Source organism: Granulicella aggregans, from assembly GCF_014203275.1.
Classification (GTDB): domain Bacteria; phylum Acidobacteriota; class Terriglobia; order Terriglobales; family Acidobacteriaceae; genus Edaphobacter.
Map to the genome: position 1 here is coordinate 1 of NZ_JACHIP010000016.1, position 16,334 is coordinate 16,334.

Genomic DNA, 16,334 nt, shown 5'->3' on the forward strand with positions numbered 1-16,334 from the left:
GAAGACTGCCGGCCACGAGAAACTCAGCTAATCGTCTTCTGGAGTCTCGTCGAACTCTTTCAGTATCTCTTCTGCATTTTCGACATGATCGATTTGGACAGACTCCACGCCTGAATTGAGAATAGGAATCCGACGGATGACGAGATCATCCATGGTCCTGTTGAACGCCTCGATTGCAATCTCTGCATACTTCTTCTCTGTCAACACAAATGGAACAATTTTCACAAAACACATCAGTTTGGGCCCACACAACTCTTCACATTAGCGATCTGTCCCAAGATAACAACTTAGGTTCCCCCAAGAAATTGATTAGCAAGAGAGATTCCCCCCTTCGTAATGAAACAGCCTTACCTTGGTAAGTGTGCAGATCCATAAGAGTTCTGGAGGGAGCGCATTGCCGTCAGTGCAACCGCACCTGAAAACAGATCTAGCAGTTGGGGAATTCCATCAAGAGACGCAGATGTTGCCGGTGGCATGCTGACGACTCCGAATCCTGGGACACTGGGTTTGTGTATGAGATTCGGCAAGATAATGCTCAGGTCAACGATCAGATAAAGCTCAAGCGCGTGGTCGAGGTTTTACGAGTTCGCGGAGCAATTTAACACGTTGGCGAATGGTGTTTGACGACCGGGAAATACGCTCTAGTTACGATTCGCCAGCGGACGGACTTTGATAATCGGTTCGTTCGAGTTTGCCTCTTGAGTGCAAGAGGTTCCGACTGTCGAATTTCAATCAAAAACGGACCTTCCGCGTACACGCGATTATTGTGCCTCATCCGGCCTGAAAGAGTGTGGTGAAGTGGCTGGATAGTAGGGTGTATTCGCCAGAATGCTGTGTGGCGACGAGTTCGTCCCAAGTCAATCGGGGCAAATTTTGAAATCAACCTAAAATGGCTCGCTGGGCGCACGGGATAGCCATTCTTGGGGCTCCGGGGTGCAGCTTGGGTTCTAAATGCGTTGTAGGGCACTTTCTGCTCTGCCCCGCAGTCTTTCTCGATGTGAGGGATGCCTTTTTCTTGTTCTTGCTTTCATTAGGGAGCTTTTGCAGTTGCTTGTCCCTGCTTCTGTTTTGCGTCTTCTCCACAGGTATCGACTCCTGAATTTCACTTGATCTCAAGTACACATGCTTCTCTTGCTTCCTATTAAGGGTACGCGGAAGGTCCTGTGGAAATACGCGGAGGGTCTGCAGTTTGTACGCGGAAGGTCCAGCTGCTGTACGCGGGAAGTCCGCCCGATCGTACGCGGAAGGTCTTCGGGTTTTAGCGGTTTTCTTAGGTTTTTGTGGAAAGAAACAGTCTCAAATTGGATCGGGCCGTACGCGGAAGGTCCGTTTCTCGAGCAAACCGGACATGTAGGCAGATGTTCGTCGCTCTTGGGCGTACGCGGAAGGTCCGTTTTCGTACGCGGAAGGTCCGATTAGACGACAAAGCGATCAAATGTGGTGAATTTTCTTCCGCCGTACGCGGAGGGTCCATATGGTCGCGAATTGAAGCGAAAAATTCTGTACGTGTAGGGTCCACTTTTTCAGCTAATTCGCTGCGCTGAGGCGCCTTATTCTCTTTTTAGTTGGGTCGTCTGGGAGCAAGGGCTGAACGGCTCGGTCCACCCAAACGCCCTCCTTAACCACATCGATTCTTATCTCGGGCCAGAGGATTCGGAGCTGTTGTATCGCCTTTTTCACGCTTTGTTTGAACCGGCGGGGGTTCGTGTCATCTTGAGGAAACTGCTCTCTTAAGCCGGACCAAGGAATGACGGTTTCGCTCTGAGCGCAGTAGCAACGGTAGACAAAAAAAGTGAGGAGATCTTGGAGCTGCGGCCCTCCCTTTTGACCCTGAAGCTGCATCCACAGGCGACGAGGAATGGCGACATGATGCTTCTTTATATCCTGGAAGAAGCGCTCTTCAAGCTGGATGCCGAAGGGGTTTTCTAAGCCTGGAATCGACTTTTGCCCATTGCTTTCCGCCTTCAACTGCACGGTCAAATTGTTGGGTAAATTGGACGAAGCGATCATCGGAAGCATCACCGTCTGCGTCGATCCGCTCGACCTACGTTCGATGCCAATCACGAGTCCGGTCAGGCGGCTGAGGCGAGCCGCCAACTCTTTTACCCGATCCCCGTTGCGGCTCTTGCCTGTCTCTCGAAGATAGTCGCTTGCGCTCTTGATCGTTACGAAAGCTGTGTCAGAGTTGATTGCCTTATCAAAAAGCCAAGCCATCAGGTGCCGGTCATTCCCGAAGGCCATTCCGATGCCATTGATTCCTGCCGTGAAGGTCACGCGAAGAGTTGATCCGTCGCTGAGCCTGGCTGATCGCACGACCTGCCTCTCTTCAGTGGGCCTATATGGAAGAGTGCAAAGAATGAGGGCCTGCGCCATCTTGATAACTTCATCGCCGAGCACGCCGGTGTCGCGGTCGTCGCGAAGGGCGACAACGCGGTCGACAGAGCTTTCAATAGCCGATTTGCGCTCCTTGGCGTAATCGCGGCCTTTCCGTTCTATGACCATTTGGCTCATACAAGACCTTTTCTGAACTTACTTACTCTAGCAAGTGTTTCCGCGAGGAGGCAGGTGCTTGACGACAGTAGGACTCTCATACACTCATACTATACGTTGGAATTTCGCCTTATTTGAGGAAAGATCGGTAGTAGTCCATTTCTTTTGCGAGCGCTGCTTCTGCCGCAGATTCTTCCAGATCAACGACAGGTTCATATCGCGACGCGAACGCTGCCACATCATCTCTAAGAATCGTTGCGAGGTAGACGAGGATTTCAGCAAGTTGTTCTAGAGATTGAAATTGAAGTTTGAGCTCTCCGCGGCAAAGGCTTAGTCCGGTCGGCGGCGCATCCAAGTCAGCGTGATTGTCCTGCAACGAGAGGGTGCGAATCTGTCGGCGAACCCGGCGACCGCCGGCTCCCCGCAACTTTGCATATGCTTCGGTCGGATCGGCGGCCTCGTAAAGGCAGGTCAACAACCGGAGCAGCTCTTCCCTCTCCACTAGCCTGGCTCGCCCCACCGCGACACTAGGCATCGTCGCGATCAAATGTTGCGCAGATCTGGCCTGGATGGCGAAAAGGCGTTGCAGGTCCTTTCGGTCATAGTGTGACCGTGAAGATTCCGAAACTACGCGCAAGATTGATCCCAGTCGATCGAGCCACGATAAGGTACGTGCCAAATTCCGTCCCCGGATCCAGTCGATCAGCGGGCCTCCTCATCTATTATTGCGCGTAAGCGCAATATAGACCTACCACTAAAACTGATGTTTCTGACTTTTGATAATGTACGTTATCCAAAGTGAGGTATGCTGGGACGCAGAAAACATGGAACTTGCACTCTTCCATCCCGCCTCCCACTTCCCTGGCTCTTGGCAGACACTCAATCCGCCTCCGGCCATTCTTAGGCTGCTTGAAGGGGTCGAACGCAGTCTTACGGCTGAGAACTCGCGTCGGGCCTACCGTACTTCCCTCCTCCAGTTCTTCACCTGGTGCGGCTCTGGTAAGGGCGATGGTAGATTCTCACGGTTGAGCGTTCTTCAATACAAGGATGACCTGATTGGCTCCAGCAAACGGCAGCAGAACGGCGAGTGGGGACGGAAATACTCGCCTGCCACGGTAAACCTTCGGTTGGCTGCTGTCCGTGCGCTTGCACAAGAGGCCGCCGACGCGGGGATACTTGATCAAAATGAAGCTGCAGCGATCCGTCGAATTCGTGGAGAAAAGCAATCTGGCTCAAGGATCGGCAATTGGCTGCAGAAATCTCAGGTAGACGTAGTGTTGAAATCTGTAGACCGTAGATCTATTCGCGGGAAGCGTGACTATGCAATTGTCGCTGTCCTCTTCGCCACTGCTCTTCGTCGTCGAGAACTCGTTGAACTTCAGGTCGCGACGATGCAGCAACGAGACGGCCAATGGGGCCTTATTGGGCTCCGCGGTAAAGGCGGAAAGATTCGCAATATCAGCCTTCCGGAGTGGGTGAGACTGGCAATCGTGGATTGGCTACTGGCTACACAGATTGTGCAAGGCGCAGTATTCCGGAGTATCTCCCGCCACGGGAAGCTGGGAAGCCAACAAATGTCTGAGGAGAGTGTGAAAATCATACTGTCACACTATGCAACTTTATGTGGGCATAACACCTTCCGACCGCATGATGCTCGCCGAACTTGCGCACGGCTTTGCCGAAGCGGCAACGCTGCCTTAGAAGATGTACAGGAACTCTTAGGGCATTCATCCATCCAAACTACGGAACGGTATCTCGGCAAAACTGACGGATTTGGAAGAGCTATAACAGACTTGATCTGCGCCCCTACAGTGTGACAGTCCTACTCTCATATGGTCGTAGAACCATCCCATGTTTAGGCTATTCGGCTAAGCAGTGGATGCATAAGTCGGTACAGATTGTGTCACATGATCGTACAGTAAGAGACACGTACTGTGTGACTCTCATACGATACTCCTGATGCGGAGCACCGCTAATTGAGAAATGCTTCAGAAACTCGCCAAATATCCGTCCCTAATAGGTATGAGTGTCCTACTGTCATACTAGCGGCAAATGAGCGTAAGCCGTATGACTCAGTCTCCCACTCTCACACGCACGGCCGAAAGAGCATGGCAGGTCGATCACGCCTGCATGCATCGTCAATATGGGACTGCAGAGAGTTGTCGGAGAGTATGAGAGTAGGTACCTCATACAGAGGTTTGTGTAGCCAATTCTCTTGATTGGAGCCCGCTTTATCGGGAAATGCTCTGGCGCGCCGCCAGTCACCCGTCAGGGGACACGTATGAGTGTCATACTGTCATACATCTGGAGGCGAGTTGAGATAGGTTGTCTACGCGTAATCTCCTACTCTCACACATACGGCAAAAGCGCTGCAATCGATCACGGCCACACAATCACTGTCAAAGCAGTTTCACTAACTCTATTGGAGAGTGTGAGAGTAGGTACCTCACACAGAGGCCTACGTAGCCAAACGGCTGCCTGCGGCCTACAGTATGAGAGTATGATGTTGAGCGGTTAGGAGAGTAAGACTTGAAAATCGCGTTCTTGGCTAAAAAGGGTGGGGCAGGGAAGACGACCTCAAGCCTCCTCGTTGCAGAAGCTTTGAGGCAGGCTGGGAACCATGTAGCCTTACAGGACTTTGACAAACAGGGTTCAAGCACAAAAAGCATCCGGCACTCAGGCTCCGAGGTGGAGATAGCTGTACCGAAGAGCCAATACACCTACATCGTCTTCGATACCCCTCCCAATCTCGAGCACGCGGCCAGCTTGGTTGCTGTCCAACAAGCAGATGTAATTATCATCGTGACCGGCCAGACGGTGGTTGACTTCTGGGAGGTCAGCGAAGCGGTGGAGTTCGCCGAGAAGACAAATCCCCGCGCGGCTGTCCGCGTGCTCATCAATCGTGTGAAATCTGGAACCATCCTGGCCCGTAGCGTAGACGATTCAGTTGCGGCCCTGAAAATCAAAGCACTCAAGACTCAAATACCAGACCGGCAGGTCTTCGCTCATTTTGTGGGGGGAGGCGGCTGGAACGTACTTGATCGCAGCGCTCAGGCGCTCGCGGGAAAGTTGGCTTTGGAAATCGTGAGTCTTCCACAAACTTCTTCTCTGGAGCAGGGAAGCAAAGAACAAGCGAGGGCGTAACCGATCCCATGGCAAAAGCAAAATATAACCCTCTTCAGGCTATTCACAACGACCCACTCGCTGGCCTAAAAGCAGCGACTACCGAACGAGTAGACGCTGAGTCGTCTACGATCCAGGAAGATTCAGGAAGTCAGGATAGTAACTTAGGAACAAGCAACAACGATCCAGCCCCCATCCAAGCGCCGCCGCCTCAGGCGGCTCGTCCGCAGTTGTCGAGTGCGCCCATAAAGCCGCTCTCCCCATCACTGAAGCCATCCCGAAATACGGTTTACCTCTACCCGGAGGATCTGACTAAATTACGCCAGCTCAGCGGCTACGCTTCCACCGAACATGGGATTCGAGCCAATGACAGCATGATCGTACGCGCCGCACTTTCGCTAATCGAGACAGACGTGAGGTTTCTTCATGCGCTGAAGGATGCGGTTTTATCTGATCGCAGGCGAACCCCGAAACACTCTTGATGATCCATCACTCGCTGACGAGGACATCCACACTCGCGCCCGCTGTTCGCGCTCCGAATTGTTGCATGCTGGAGGTGAGACTTTTACCGCGCCAACCGTGTGGTCGCAATTTAGTGCAAGTGTAATCGAGCCGCACAAGACCATCCAGCACCCGATGCACGATTTGGATGTCAGGCTGCTGGGCGCGGGTTCGATTAGCAGGCTTTGGCGAAACCCCACAACCGTTTGGCAAAGAACAAGGGCTGTCAAGAATTGTCGGTCGTTTGTGACGCGCTCCATTCCTTGAGCTTTTGCTGAAGCTCGTCCTTGCTGGGAAGATAGAGTTGGTACTCCCGGGCATGAATGTTGGCGTCTTTGGGAAGAGTGATCTCGACTAGCGCCTCGTTGTTTGATTTACAGAGAATGATGCCGATCGTAGATTGTTCGGCTTCGGTTTTCATAAAGCGATCGAAGTAGTTGACGTACATCTGCATCTGGCCGAGGTCCTGGTGGGTCAGCTTGCCAATCTTCAAATCGACCAAGACGTAGCAATGAAGCAGGCGGTTGTAGAGCACCAAATCGACAAAGAAGTGTTCCTCGTCAAACGTGAATCGCTTCTGGCGTGCTTCGAATAGGAAACCCTTGCCCAGCTCAAGAAGAAACCGCTCGACGTGGTCAACTATGGCTGCTTCAAGGTCCGATTCCGAGTAGCTGACTTTCTCCTCCAGCCCTAAGAATTCGAGCACGTATGGTTCTTTCAGCAGATCTTGAGGTTTGGCGATCAGTTGTCCCTGCCGGGACAGTTCTCGGATCGATGCCTGATCTGTGCTCAACGCCAGACGCTCGTAAAGCGCTGTATTGAATTTGGCGCTTGAGTTCGCGCAGTGTTCAACCTTGTTCCGAGGCCTCTATCTCGTGAAACGAGCGCTGGGCTGCTTCCTTAAGCCCTAAAAGGAAGACGTGATGAGACCAGCTGAGAGCGGCCCTGCGCTCTTCTTCGACCGATTTCCCAGACACTGTCTGGGATATCTCTCGGCCACGGTTGGGGTACGTCAGGTGAAACCGGCGCATGTACTCAAGATTGCTTCGCGAAAACCCGTTGTCGAAGTCGGCTGTAAGGCGCTCCGCCAGTTCCATAAGCAACTGCTTTCCATACTCTGCACGGTCTGCGACCCGCTATTCCTGCTCCACAATCCGACGGCCAATCTCGTAGGTCGTATAAACCTGGAGGAAATTGATACCCCTCGACGCTGACTGACGCCCGGACAGGATCAACGATCGAATACCGTTCAACAAATCGAGAGGGTTGAGTGCTGCGGCCATAACGAAGTATAGGAGTTTCAGCTGGGCTCGTTCACTGAGCCGGGTGGACCTCGTCCATTATCCTGCCGCACTCATACACGCCGGGAACGCTTCCCACTCGCCGCAGGGTCCCGGGCCTTCTTGACGAATGGGAATCCGCCACCGAGTGGGAATAGCAAGCCTTCTCACAAATGTCTTAAGACAGCCGCGTTCTTATCGCCATTCACCCCCGTGAGGAAGCGAACTTCGAAATGAACGCGCTTAGGGGTGGTGACAAGGACGACCGACACCGTACCGGAGATGACGTTCTAGGCTTCTTTCGTTGGCGCGACAGACTTAACGGCAGGCGCACGCTTAGCGGCGACGGCCTTCTTCGCCGGCGCGACGGTCTTACTCTGCTTCACCGCGATCTTCTTTGTAGCGGGCTTTGCGACGTTGCTGCTCTTCTTGAGCGCTGCCCAACGGGCCTTTTGTGCCGCCGCAATCCGCGCTTTGCCTTCAGCGCTCATGGTGGCTCTTACTTTCTTTGCCGGCGTTGAAGCGATGTTTTCAGGCTTCTTTGCGACTGATCCCTTGGGCCGACCGCGTCGCTTCCCGCTCGGCTTTGTTGTTGCGGTGATGGCTTGAGCGGCTACAGGGGCATCAGAGAGTAGGGCTCGAGCCTGTTGCAGTTGCGCGATCTGTGTATCGATGGCTTCTAATATCTCGTGTGTATTCATTTCGCCTCGAGATAAGAATAACCGCAGAACAGACCTGGGAGTGGATGACTACAACGGAGCGTGGCGGACAGGGTTCGGCAAACTACTCGTGCAGGCCAAGTACAGAGTGAACGATCCAGAGACCAAGTCGTAAAGAATCGGGGGAGGGAAATGGGCGAAGCCAACCGGCTCCGCCCACATGGTCGACGACTATTCGTCGTCGGCCCCGTCCGAAGGATCATCAGCGGCCTCAACTTTCGAGAGCCGCTTCATGCTGATGGCGTGGATCTCTGCGATTCGATGCTTGAACTTCGCTCCTTCGACTTCATCTTCGACTTCGCGATACCTGAGAATTCCTTCCAGAGTGATGAGCTGCCCCTGCTGGAGAGTCTTGGCGAACTTCGAGAGATTCCTCCAGGCATAGACGCGATGCCATTCGGTGCGATTCTCGTAGTCGCCCTTGTCGTTCTTCCAGCTTTCCTGGGTAGCGATGTTGAGGATGACGTACTCGTTCTTGTTCTGAGCGGTTTTGGCTTCTGCGTTCTGTCCGAGGCGGCCGATGAGGATGACTTTGTTGATTATGTGGAATTGGGGCGGTTTAGCCAGCGCGATTTGCCGCGCCGCCCCCGGTCTCCAAGCGCCCGATACCGCGAGTGCAACGATGGGTTGGGTCAGCATTGTTTCTCGCTTTCATTTGAGGGCAGGGACTGCGCCGGTGCGATTTGCAGAAGACGGTCTGGAGTCGGCACATCTTGAAGGTTTGCGATGAGCTTTTCGTAAGCTGCCAGACCGTCCTCGACCGCCGCCAGCTCGGGTTCCGATAGCGGGATCTCTTGTCGCATGCGCAGCAGATTGGTCTTGGCTTCAAGCATTTGCGCGCGCGTGGATTCTTTCGCCACATAGAACGAACACTGGGCACAGGCCATGCGATGAAGGCATTGATCGAAGAAGTCGTACGTGCAGTATCCGTGCCCGAGATCGAAGAACTTCCACGACTCCTGGGCCGCCAGTCCTTTGCGCACTACATCCTGATCGATCAGCACTTCGATCGCGCGGATGTTTCGCTCGAAGTAGCCTGCCTTTTCGTACGACTTGGTCAGCTTCGACGGATTCAGCTTTGCATAGTGTTGCGTGGTAGACGGGTTCTTATGCCCCAGCCATGCCTGGACCTCGAACAGCGACATTGGTTCACGCGCATTGAAGAGTTGCGTGGCGATGGTGCTGCGCGCGCGATGGCTGGTGATGCGGCCACGGAGATCTTTATTTGGGATTCCCGCCTTGGCGCACAGCGCGGGGATCAGTACCTTGTTGAGGTAGTTATAGCCGAGCGCTTTGGATCGATACGCGAGCAGGTATTCGACCAACTCGCCCGTCTTCAGGTCGATAAGTTTCATCTGTGAGGGCCGCTCCTTTTCCCAGGCCTCGATGACTTGGCCCACGACCGTATCGACAGGCTTTGAGAACGCCGTGCTCGTCTTGTTGACCGGGACCGACAGCAGACAGACGCGTTCGTCCGGAGCCTTCTCTTGCCCGCTCTCCTGCCAACGGATACAGCCCAGTCGAAGTCTGCGGATTTCGTCCCAGCGCAGTCCAGCGAAGAGCCATGTCACCGATAACGCTTTCACCAACGGCAGAGGATAGTAGTGAGTTCCATTGCTCGCCGTGGATCCCTGAGAAGACAGGTCGGCTGCCGTGATGTTCAACCCGGCCCAGATCAGCTTGGCCCATACGTCGTCCGCCAGAACACGGGGATCGCTGCCTATGAGCGCACGTAGAGATCGCGGAACACGGAACGCGACATGGGGATCGAAAGACCGCGGGATGATCTCCCAGTGCTGCAGATCGCGGAAGAAGGTTCGTAGCGAATAGAGGATGTCGACCTTGCTGTTCGCCTGCATGGGCTTGCCGGAGTTAGGAAAGCGGCTCGCCGTTGTGCTGAGCGACCATTCGCAGCACTTCAGATTCACAGACATCGCCACAGCTTCGGACGCTACGGTACGATTCCACTGCACCGGGCTCTCGATATGGGGACGCGTCGCCTGGAGCCAACGGCCTACCGTCAGAAGTCGGTAGTACATGCGAAGCCGACTGCGTGGTGCCAGTGTCGATGTGTCGTGCCAGTACCGCGTCAGACGGCCCCATTCCTGTGGAACATCGGCAACGAGTACCTCTTGCGCGCCGTCTATCATCTTCGGCTGTAAACCGAGCCGGCGTACAGGCTCGTCGATGATTCCCTCCGATGCCAGCAGGCGAGAGAACGCGATCACGCAGTTTTCCAACGCAATCGTGCCGCTTCGCTCTTGCACCTGGAGCAGAGATACCTCGGTGATGTCTTCCATGCGTGGTGATCGTGCGATCAGCAGCAACTGGGCCAGTGTCAAGGGCATCAACCGCAGCGTGCGCGCGCGATACCCCAGTTCGCGCAGTCTGGCCTTGATCTTTCGCTCAGTTGCCGCGAGCATCTTGAACCCGAAGACCCGGCGCGCCAGACAGGAGAAGACATGCCGCCGTTTGGGGAAGCTGGCAAGCGTATCAAAACCCCGGAGCAGATAGGCCGTCGCAATGATGCGATTGCCGTCATAACGACGACACTCGACAAGCTCCATCCACTCTTCATCCGTCCATGCCCACAGAGCACGGTCACGGCGCCCCATCTCTTCCAGCAGATAAAAGACCAGGGAGCGGCGTTTCGGCCCCTTGAACTCGATGTGGTCGAAGACATCGTGCAAGGGACGCGCGAGTCGATGTACAGGATCGAGCGATGGCTGCCGAGTCTTACTCGTCTTGATCCGCGACGGCAACTCTATCGCGAGGAATCGGCGCTCCGTCGCAGTCAGGGTGTGCTCGCGATCATATGCCGCTGCATCGACCGGCCATATCCATGTATCTGTTGTTGTGGGTGCGATCATTGAAAAAGCCTCCCCATCGTTTCCAGCCGCTGTTTATGAAGCTGCGTCATTGTGGCGTTGAACTTGGCCGCCAGATCGCGAGCGCTAAGATGCACATAGATCATGGTGGTCTCTATGCTGCGATGGCCCGCGAAGATCGCGATTTCATGGATGTCCCAGTCGGCTCGCGCGAGATCGGTCAGGCACAGATGCCGGAGTGTATGAGGCGTGAAGCCAGCAGCCCCGGCTCGTTTTGCGATACCGTTGACGATCTTGGACCATGTCCAGATCGAGACGGGCTCGGCACGGTTGCGAGGCGACTGCGACAGGAACAGCCGCCCGCGCTCGCGACTCAGAGTCCGCCGGTGCTCCAGATACTGGCCATACAGTTCGTCCGTCGTCACCGAGTAAGGCAGAACACGCGCCCTGCGATTCTTGGTGGTCTCGGCGCGAACACGGATCGTGCGTCGCGACGGATCGATGTCGCGCGTTTCAAGGAGACACAACTCTTCCCGACGAAGCCCCGCGTCGTAACTCATCGCCAGCATCAGGCGATTGCGAATAGGCTCCTTCGCGGCCTCGCTGAGAACACGGCACCATTCTTCCTCGGTCGGGATCGACGGTAGCTTATGCTCGCGTCTCACCAGTGACCGTGACGAACGGCCTACACCCTGGCGGTACGGGTTTCTTGTACAGCGCCCCTCTTCCACTAAGAAGTCATAGAACATCCGCAGTGCCGCCAGATGCTGCTGGATCGTCGCATTCGCCATGCGAATGACCGGCTCTTCCGGCGTTGCGGACGGCTTCACCAGGTCGCGTAGATAGGCCCCGACGGTCTCCTGCCCGATCGCGTGCGGTTGCTTATCGCACTTGCTCAGGAATCGCAGGTATCGCTCCAGGTTGCGGCCATAAGCGTCCAGCGTGTTGAGGGCCAGTCCACGGCATGCCTGAAAGCCAAGCCATGCGCGCGCATCATTCTGACCGGCCACAAGGGGAACGCGATCCCACTGAATTTCACTGATGAGTTCGTTGGACTTCACTCGGTTCTTCTCCTCGGCGTGACTTGCCGACCGGGTGCGCCTGCTCGGCCACTCGTCGGCAGCCAACCCATCGTTGCACTCGCGGTATCGGGCGCTTGGAGACCGGGGGCGGCGCGGCAAATCGCACTGGCTAAAACCGCCCCAATTCCACATAACTAATAACATGGTGTTTGGCTCCGTTTCTTTCTGGTTTGTCCGCTGTCTGCGGTACATGCTTGCCCAACGGGTGTGCCGTCGCGACCCACTCCCTCGGCGACTGAAAGGGTTCTGCGGAAGGGGACCACAGCTTGCCTGGGGGCAGGAGTCCGCACCTCGAAGAGGCGCGTAGCGGAATCTTGGAAGGAGAGCGTGCGTCCGAAGGGCGTGGGTGTCTTGAGCGCGGCACGCTGAACGCAGACAGAAAGGTAAACCGGAAGGGAGCTACCCTGTTCAACTGTCCTGCTTCATGGCGCGAGTAGCAGCAGCCTACTCAGAACTAGAACAGTCAACTCAACCGCTTCAGGGAATGGAAGGCAAGGGCACTCAAAGAACCCATGGCTAACGTAATGCCCAGTCTCTCGCCTTCGTCATAGTTCTCCGGATGTAGGAAGCTCGCTTGGAAGGACTGGGATCGCGCGAGAGGTAGTCGTCCTCAAGGGCAAGTGCAATCCGAGCTTCATCCATGCCATTGGCGTAAGCGGCGACACAGAAGGCGATGTCGGCGGCGGCGGGACGGTCGTTGTACTTGCTGGATGTCCTGAACCGTTCGAGGGACAGACTGGAGAACCTCGTCCCCCTTCGGGGAGAAAGAGAGGCCCGCAGGCGTCTTGCTTCACGCTGTTGCTCGCGATCTTCGTGCAGCTTCGCAATTTCCTGCACGAAAGTGTCGGCCATCGGATACTGCTCGCCGCTACAGCTCTTAAGACGGACGAAGGGAAAGAGGCCATCAGGTCTGCGGTACTTGGGCTTGCAGTTTGTAAAACCGGGCAGTCGTCCGAACCGTCTCCAGGCCGCCGCGCTCAGGTCAGCGCGTACCGTGCCGCCAAGGTCTGTGATGCGATGGTTCCCAGAAGCTTCGGGAGAGTTGCCGGGTGCTTGAGCCACGCCTGGAAGTTGCCGGCACTGGTCTCGACGACGGCGCACGGAGTGATAGCCGTTTATCGTGAAACCGCTGGTAATGGGCCGTAGATCAAGTAAGTTGCCATTATTTCTCTCCTATTGACATCCTGTAGGAGTCGCGCCCATACTCCTATCGGATGTCAATAGGAGCGACCGTGGGAGAAGGGCAGACACATCTGTTGCAGGGCACGCTCGATCTGCTGATCTTGAAAGCGATTGGAGATAGCGAGTTTCACGGGCTGGGGCTCTCAAGGCGGATTGAGCAAATCACGCAAGGCACGTTCTGTGTGAAGCCGGGATCTCTATTTCCAGCGCTGCACCGCATGGAAGAGGCAGGATGGTTGACGTCATTCTGGGGTAATTCCGAAAACAACCGTCGAGCGAAGTTCTATCGGCGAACAAAAGCAGGGCATCGCCAGCTCGGTACTGAAACCGAAGAATGGACGACGATTGCGCAAGCCATTGCGAGCGCACTGAAATCAACATAGGGGCAAGCGATGAACGGATGGCGGCGCATCAGAGCGGTTTTCTCAACCCTGTGGGACAAACGAGAAGTAGAAAACGATCTCGATGCGGAGATAAGCGCGTTCGGGGAGATGCTGGCTGACGAAAAGATGGCAAAGGGAATGACGGAGAAAGAAGCTCGCCGAAGCACGCTGGCAGAGGTGGGCGGCCTGGAACAGCTTAAGCAGGCAGTGCGGGATGAGCGGGCGGGGAGCGGTGTCGAGCAACTTTGGCAAGACGTGCGCTTTGGAGTCCGGCAATTGCGACGTTCCCCCGGCTTCGCTATAACCGGCCTTCTGATCATAGCGATAGGGCTAGGTTTGACGACAGCGATGTACAGCATCGTGTATGCCGTGATTTTGAAGCCTCTGCCCTTCGCTCATCCTGAACGGCTAGTTGCGGTAGAAGCCAAGCCCTGGAAACCCTTCAGCCTGCCCACGATCGCGGACTGGATGAATGGCAGCCGCGCTTTTGAGTCGATGTCAGCCTATACCGGCTGGTCGCCGCGCATCGAATCATCCGCAGGCGTAGGACGCGTAAATGCCGTGCTGGTCTCACAAAACTTTCTGAGCGAGCTCGGTCTTCCTTTGCGGCTGGGGCATGATTTTACTCAGTCCGGTAATGAGAAGGATTGCTTTGGCCAGGCGATTGTGACGGAGCGCTACTGGCAGCGGATGGGTGGAGGCAATGCTCTTGTTCGCCGTACTCTTCAGCTCGACTACCAGACTTACACAGTCATCGGGGTTGTCGCATCGCGCGCACCACTCGAGGATATGGATGGGTTGGATCAACCGTCTATCCTGACCCCGATCGGCTGCGATCCTGCGAAGCACCCGGATCGGCGGGGGGATGGCTCCTTCCAAGTAGTCGCGCGGCTTAGGCCGGGCGTCTCGATGGGAAACGCCCTCGAAGAACTTTCATTGGCGCAGAAGAATCTTGCCGGAACGTATCCTCGGGAATATCCGGCCGAGTTTTCTCCGGTCTTAATTCCATTGAACGACTTCATCAGCGGAACGGAGAATCGTTCGGCGCTGCTTGCTACGCTGACGGCGTGCGGGATGTTGCTGCTCATCTCGTGTGCGAACCTGACAAATCTCCTGCTGGCGCGCGATATGCGTCGCAGGTCAGAGTTCGCATTACGCACGATGTTGGGCGCAGGGCCGCTGCGAATCTTTCGACAGGTGCTGACGGAGAACGCAACACTCGTTGCGCTTGGATCGATTCTCGGGATCATGCTGGCGAGCGTGCTGGTGCGCCTTGCAAGCCGGAGTAAGCTGATGAATCTTCCCCGGCTGAACGAAGCAAGCGTCGATCTTCGGGTCGTAATGTTTGCCGTTGCTCTGTCTTCAGTCATCGTGATCCTGCTTACGATCTTGCCGGCGCTTCGTGGTCGACGGACTGGACTGACGGAGGATCTGAGATCCGGAAGTTCAAGCTCCAGCTCGACACCGCGTGGACCGCGTGGACTGCGGAGAGCAGGTCACTTGCTCGTGGCTGCCCAGGTAGCAATGGCCTTCGTGCTTGTGGCGGTTTCCGGATGGATGGTCTCCTCGGTATACATCCTGCTGCATCAGCCGCTTGGTTTCGATCCGGATCATCTGCTTTTCGCAAGTACGGATCTGCGTGGTCCTGAGCACAGCGCAAGTATTGATCCGGCAGTGACAATGGCGAAGTTACGCAAGATCCTGAGCGATGTCAGTAGAATTCCGGGTGTCGCGGAGGTAGCCGCCGCCAACGACAAACCGTTAGGCGGGAGAGTTAACCAGTACGGCTTCTGCTCAGACGTCCATCCGGAGGATTGCCAACGGGCAAATCCGAACGCTCCCGATGTATTCGCGGTGACTCCAAGGTATTTCGACACGGTGAGCCAGATGCTGTTCCGAGGTCGGGCATTCAATGATGCAGACGACGGCAAGGACCACGTGGCAATCGTGAATCGAGCGCTCGCGCAGCAGCAATGGCCTGGCGAAAACCCGGTCGGCCATCGGATCTTTTCAGGCGGTTTGAATGCGTGGGCTACGGTAGTGGGGGAAGTGGGTGACGTGCGCAGCTACTCGCTTGAGCGCGCTCCCATACCGAACCTATATCTTCCCGAGGCCGACGGGCGACCTGATACCTCAATGACGATCATGCTGCGCACCGTTGGTGATCCAAGCGAGCTGGATGAGACGGTGCGACGTATTCTGCGTGAAGATGCAGGGATCACCGTGCGCTACGTGGAGAGCATGCCTGAGCTGATGGCGCATGCGGTGGCGATACGCCGATTCTTCATGTGGGTTGTAGCGGCCTTCGGCGGGCTGGCGCTCGGACTAGCCACCCTGGGCACCTATGCCTTAATAACGTACGAAGTTTCGGTGCGAGAGCGTGAGATTGGAATCCGCCTCGCGCTGGGATCGCAGCGCCGGGCGATTCTGGCGTTGCTGATTGGGCAGGAAGCACAATGGATTGCGCCCGGACTGGCCGCCGGGCTCCTAGGGGCAGTTTTGGCGGGATATTTGCTGCGTGCGGAGTTTTACCACGCTTCCGCAGCTTCGGCTCTGGTATTGGGCGTGACATTTGGTCTGCTCACTGTGTCAGCGTTGGCAGCGGTGGCTATTCCTGGCCGACGCGCAAGTCTCCTTGACCCGAGCGAGACATTGCGACGCGATTAGGGGCGAACCCTACCGGCCTCTTGGAGGGGGCACCTCAAGAACCCCGCCTGGAAGGCTCAGTGCGGGAGATTATTGCCAC

General features: G+C 55.8%; 14 protein-coding genes and 1 pseudogene. 4 read left to right on the forward strand and 11 right to left on the reverse strand.

All coding sequences use genetic code 11. The annotated features are described in order from the left end of the window. Positions 1 to 27 precede the first annotated feature (27 nt). The 3 genes from HDF16_RS25540 to HDF16_RS25550 form a co-directional block, all read right to left on the reverse strand. Entirely contained in the window at positions 28 to 225 is a 198-nt protein-coding gene (locus tag HDF16_RS25540) for a hypothetical protein (RefSeq protein WP_184222985.1), read from the reverse strand. 1,302 nt (positions 226 to 1,527) lie between these two features. Continuing rightward, positions 1,528 to 2,274, reverse strand: a complete 747-nt coding sequence (locus HDF16_RS25545) for a hypothetical protein (protein WP_246410121.1) — start codon at positions 2,272 to 2,274, stop codon at positions 1,528 to 1,530. 346 nt (positions 2,275 to 2,620) lie between these two features. Then, complete coding sequence (locus HDF16_RS25550) at positions 2,621 to 3,025, reverse strand: hypothetical protein (protein ID WP_184222989.1); 405 nt, start codon at positions 3,023 to 3,025, stop codon at positions 2,621 to 2,623. A gap of 289 nt (positions 3,026 to 3,314) precedes the next feature. Here HDF16_RS25550 and HDF16_RS32175 point away from each other — a divergent pair, with 289 nt between their 5' ends. Then, positions 3,315 to 4,307, forward strand: a complete 993-nt coding sequence (locus HDF16_RS32175; protein ID WP_432432287.1) for a tyrosine-type recombinase/integrase — start codon at positions 3,315 to 3,317, stop codon at positions 4,305 to 4,307. A 712-nt stretch (positions 4,308 to 5,019) separates the two neighbouring features. Next, the gene (locus HDF16_RS25560; protein ID WP_184222993.1) at positions 5,020 to 5,634 is read left to right on the forward strand and encodes a ParA family protein; all 615 of its coding nucleotides are present in this window, start codon (positions 5,020 to 5,022) and stop codon (positions 5,632 to 5,634) included. A gap of 706 nt (positions 5,635 to 6,340) precedes the next feature. Here the strand turns inward: HDF16_RS25560 and HDF16_RS30370 are convergent. The 8 genes and pseudogenes from HDF16_RS30370 to HDF16_RS31690 all read right to left on the reverse strand — a co-directional run bounded on the left by HDF16_RS30370 (position 6,341) and on the right by HDF16_RS31690 (position 13,132). Then, complete coding sequence (locus tag HDF16_RS30370) at positions 6,341 to 6,907, reverse strand: PDDEXK nuclease domain-containing protein (protein ID WP_221313176.1); 567 nt, start codon at positions 6,905 to 6,907, stop codon at positions 6,341 to 6,343. A gap of 55 nt (positions 6,908 to 6,962) precedes the next feature. Then, a pseudogene (locus tag HDF16_RS32180) lies at positions 6,963 to 7,229 on the reverse strand (DUF1016 N-terminal domain-containing protein); the annotation flags it as partial. Between the two features lie 455 nt (positions 7,230 to 7,684). Next, positions 7,685 to 8,095 carry a hypothetical protein gene (locus HDF16_RS25570; RefSeq protein ID WP_184222996.1) on the reverse strand — a complete coding sequence of 137 codons (411 nt, stop codon included), beginning with the start codon at positions 8,093 to 8,095 and terminating at the stop codon, positions 7,685 to 7,687. A gap of 189 nt (positions 8,096 to 8,284) precedes the next feature. Continuing rightward, positions 8,285 to 8,752 (reverse strand): single-stranded DNA-binding protein, encoded by a 468-nt coding sequence (locus HDF16_RS25575; protein WP_221313179.1) that lies wholly within the window; start codon positions 8,750 to 8,752, stop codon positions 8,285 to 8,287. After that, positions 8,746 to 10,983, reverse strand: a complete 2,238-nt coding sequence (locus HDF16_RS25580) for a tyrosine-type recombinase/integrase (protein ID WP_184222998.1) — start codon at positions 10,981 to 10,983, stop codon at positions 8,746 to 8,748. Before HDF16_RS25580 ends, HDF16_RS25575 begins: the two co-directional genes overlap by 7 nt. Further along, positions 10,980 to 12,002, reverse strand: a complete 1,023-nt coding sequence (locus HDF16_RS25585) for a tyrosine-type recombinase/integrase (RefSeq protein WP_221313180.1) — start codon at positions 12,000 to 12,002, stop codon at positions 10,980 to 10,982. Before HDF16_RS25585 ends, HDF16_RS25580 begins: the two co-directional genes overlap by 4 nt. Positions 12,003 to 12,539: 537 nt before the next feature. Further along, positions 12,540 to 13,037, reverse strand: a complete 498-nt coding sequence (locus HDF16_RS25590; RefSeq protein WP_348641438.1) for a DNA-primase RepB domain-containing protein — start codon at positions 13,035 to 13,037, stop codon at positions 12,540 to 12,542. Then, positions 13,001 to 13,132, reverse strand: coding sequence for a DNA-primase RepB domain-containing protein (locus tag HDF16_RS31690; RefSeq protein ID WP_348641439.1), 132 nt, complete (start codon positions 13,130 to 13,132; stop codon positions 13,001 to 13,003). Before HDF16_RS31690 ends, HDF16_RS25590 begins: the two co-directional genes overlap by 37 nt. Before the next feature lie 123 nt (positions 13,133 to 13,255). Between HDF16_RS31690 and HDF16_RS25595 the strand changes: the two genes are divergently transcribed. Then, complete coding sequence (locus tag HDF16_RS25595; RefSeq protein ID WP_348641435.1) at positions 13,256 to 13,588, forward strand: PadR family transcriptional regulator; 333 nt, start codon at positions 13,256 to 13,258, stop codon at positions 13,586 to 13,588. Between the two features lie 9 nt (positions 13,589 to 13,597). Then, on the forward strand, positions 13,598 to 16,255 hold the full coding sequence (locus HDF16_RS25600; RefSeq protein ID WP_184223004.1) for an ABC transporter permease: 2,658 nt from the start codon (positions 13,598 to 13,600) through the stop codon (positions 16,253 to 16,255). Positions 16,256 to 16,334 lie beyond the last annotated feature (79 nt).

Excerpts from the sequence above, each read along its gene's own strand:
- HDF16_RS25550 (WP_184222989.1), bottom strand. The coding sequence starts at position 3,025 with ATGCCTAGTGTCGCGGTGGGGCGAGCCAGGCTAGTGGAGAGGGAAGAG.
- HDF16_RS32175 (WP_432432287.1), top strand. The coding sequence starts at position 3,315 with ATGGAACTTGCACTCTTCCATCCCGCCTCCCACTTCCCTGGCTCTTGG.
- HDF16_RS25570 (WP_184222996.1), bottom strand. The coding sequence starts at position 8,095 with ATGAATACACACGAGATATTAGAAGCCATCGATACACAGATCGCGCAA.
- HDF16_RS25575 (WP_221313179.1), bottom strand. The coding sequence starts at position 8,752 with ATGCTGACCCAACCCATCGTTGCACTCGCGGTATCGGGCGCTTGGAGA.
- HDF16_RS25580 (WP_184222998.1), bottom strand. The coding sequence starts at position 10,983 with ATGATCGCACCCACAACAACAGATACATGGATATGGCCGGTCGATGCA.
- HDF16_RS25600 (WP_184223004.1), top strand. The coding sequence starts at position 13,598 with ATGAACGGATGGCGGCGCATCAGAGCGGTTTTCTCAACCCTGTGGGAC.